This window comes from Haliscomenobacter sp., assembly GCF_040403615.1.
Taxonomy (GTDB): Bacteria; Bacteroidota; Bacteroidia; order Chitinophagales; family Saprospiraceae; genus Haliscomenobacter.
The window spans coordinates 1-2,587 of sequence record NZ_JBBAKG010000195.1 but is presented as its reverse complement, the minus strand read 5'-3'; the positions used below and the strand labels follow the sequence as shown (position 1 = coordinate 2,587).

The following is a 2,587-nucleotide window of genomic DNA, read 5'->3' as shown; positions in this document are numbered from 1 at the left end:
GGGAACTTTTTTTGCGGATTCTTTGATTTTTCAATCAATTACTTACTTTTGTACAGTGGTAATCATTTTTATCCGATAAATAAAAATAACCAAAGCAGTGGATCACGAGAGAAACCAACGGAGATTTGAGAGCGTGTATTCGAGGAAAATCCGCGCTGGTAAGAGACGAACATACTTCTTTGATGTTCGCAAAACAAAAGGGGAAGATTTCTATTTGACCCTTACCGAAAGTACCCGCAAATTTAATGGAGATGGCTATGAGCGGCACAAAATTTTCTTGTACAAAGAAGATTTCAACCGTTTTATAGATTCGCTTCAGGAAGTAGTGGAACACATCAAGACGGAGTTGATGCCCGACTATGACTATGATGAATTTACCCGTCGCCATGAAGAATACGATGCCCAGGATTTTGAGGAGCGCGATGACCGCGAAGAATACGATGACGAACCTGTAGAGCGTCCTGTTGCCAAACCACAACCTGCTGAACCACGTCTGGAAACCTCGGATTCGAGGTTGAATTCAGAAGAAGATATGTCCTGGTAATATTGGTTGTTGCGTAGAGACACGATGGATCGCGTCTCTACGCACAATCAGGCATCAGACGCGATGAATCGCGTCTCTACACCCCTAATAACTGCCCAAATACCTCCGCAGAAACCATTCGGTAACGATCAATAGCAACAGCAATCCAAACAGCCATTTGATGTTGATTAAGGAACGGGTGGTGGCATTTTCGTAAATTACTGGTTTGACCGTTCCTACTGCCTTGATCAAGGCCGGGATTTTATCCATCTCTTCCTGACTGACCATTTTTCCGCCGTATTGCTCGCTCAACAGGCGCAATAGGCGGTGATCTGCCGTAGTTTCGTATTGTTCCAATTGGATGGGTTGCACACTGAATTGGCCATTGTAGGTCAACTGCTCTCCCCCATTGCTCACTTTTCCTAGGAACTTGTAATTGCCTACGGGCAATGTTCCGGCGTTGAGGCTATACGCTTTGCCCGATTTATTGAAAGTATAGGTGTATTCCTTGCCTTTTTCACTAGTGATGATCAGGCGCACATCCGGCTCGTTGATCAGTTCGTAGCTGCGGTTGTACAACTCAGCATCAAACAACACCTGTTCGTTTTCACGGAAAATGTTTTTAGAAACGCTGACTCGAAACTTCCGCTTGTCTTCCTTGACGCCCAGGTACTGCGTCACTTTACTCACCCAATTGTCAAAAAGCTCGTGGTTGTCTACATTCAGGAAATTGAACAAGCGCCAGCGCCAGATGCCTTCGGCTAATAATACGCCAACTCGGGCGTCGTTTTGTTCTCCAAAAACAAAGAGTGGGTATTGGGTATCGATTTTGCGTACCCGCTGGTACATCATCACTTGCGCCGAGCCACCAATTTTGAAATCACCAAATGGCGCCTGAATGGGCGGATAATTGGCGAATTCGGTCTTTAGGTTGTCGTCGATCAAAAATAGCGAAAATCCACTTGCAAAACGCCCCTGAACATCGTTGGTGTTTTTGCCATCGGTTTGCACCGTCACCAAATTCTGAGCACGGTTGAACTGGCTGTAATCCGATTGTGAGCCCGTGATGAACAAACGCGGAATGCGCTCCCGATCCAAGGTAGCCAGAATGCCTGACACATCAACTCCTTTGCCGGGCAATTGGTGCAGTACTACATAGTCATACCCGGCCACACTGCCCTTGAAATCGCGCATGTCGGCTACTTCCACCTGGTAATTTTTATTGGCAGCAATGCTTTGGCGGATCGCGGAAATATCTGGGTGCGGAGAATGGGCCAGCAACAGAATTTTTTGCCGGGCATCCAATACATCTACAAAAATATCCTGGCTGTTGTTGCTCGTCGAAGCTTCTCCCAAAACCTTGTTGACCACAATCCGGTAATGTTGTACCCCTGCTTTGTCGGCATTCAAGATGATCTCTTTGGTGGCAAAATAGTCCTTGCGGTCGATATTCAATGGCTGGGAAGACACCATTTGGGTCTTGCCGCCTTCTACTTTATACACCGATAGACTGGTGGTATTTCCCGAACAGTTCATGGCCGCCACATCGGACAATACGCTGAACTGGTCTCCGAGGTAAACGATCTTGTTGTAAAAAGCCCGCTTGAGTACGAGGTCTTTCTTGGGGGTTGTATCGCCAAGTGCTACTGTAAAGACAGGCACTGCAGATTTTTGATTGAGGTAAAGCGGGCTATTGCCTTCGTTGTAAATGCCATCCGAGGCGAGCACGATTGCCCCAAGATTATCTCCGCCAAACAAGTCATAAGTATTGGAAAACAAATCGGCCAGGTTGCTGATTTTATCCTGGTATTTTTCATCCAGCCCTTCCCGCACGGAACTGCCAAAAGAAAAAGACTTCACATCGTAGTTTGCCCCCAATTCGCGTTGCAATCGAGTCAATTTTTCCTGGTAGGCTTTTTGGTCTTTCCCCAGCGCTTGTGCTACTGATTCGGAAGCATCCTGCGCCAGAACCACAATCGGTTTGCGAATTTCGATCTCTTTGTAGCGCAGCAATGGAGAAAGCAGAAAGAAGGCCAAAAAACTGGCACCCAAAAAACGCAGTCC

General features: G+C 46.7%; 2 protein-coding genes. One reads left to right on the top strand and one right to left on the bottom strand.

The window, feature by feature from the left end:
- The first annotated feature begins 97 nt into the window (after nt 1-97).
- Nucleotides 98-544, top strand: coding sequence for a DUF3276 family protein (locus ABW391_RS28435; RefSeq protein WP_353485293.1), 447 nt, complete (start codon nt 98-100; stop codon nt 542-544).
- Nucleotides 545-628: 84 nt separating this feature from the next.
- Here the strand turns inward: ABW391_RS28435 and ABW391_RS28430 are convergent.
- On the bottom strand, nt 629-2,587 hold a 1,959-nt coding region (locus tag ABW391_RS28430), incomplete at its 5' end, for a hypothetical protein (protein WP_353485292.1).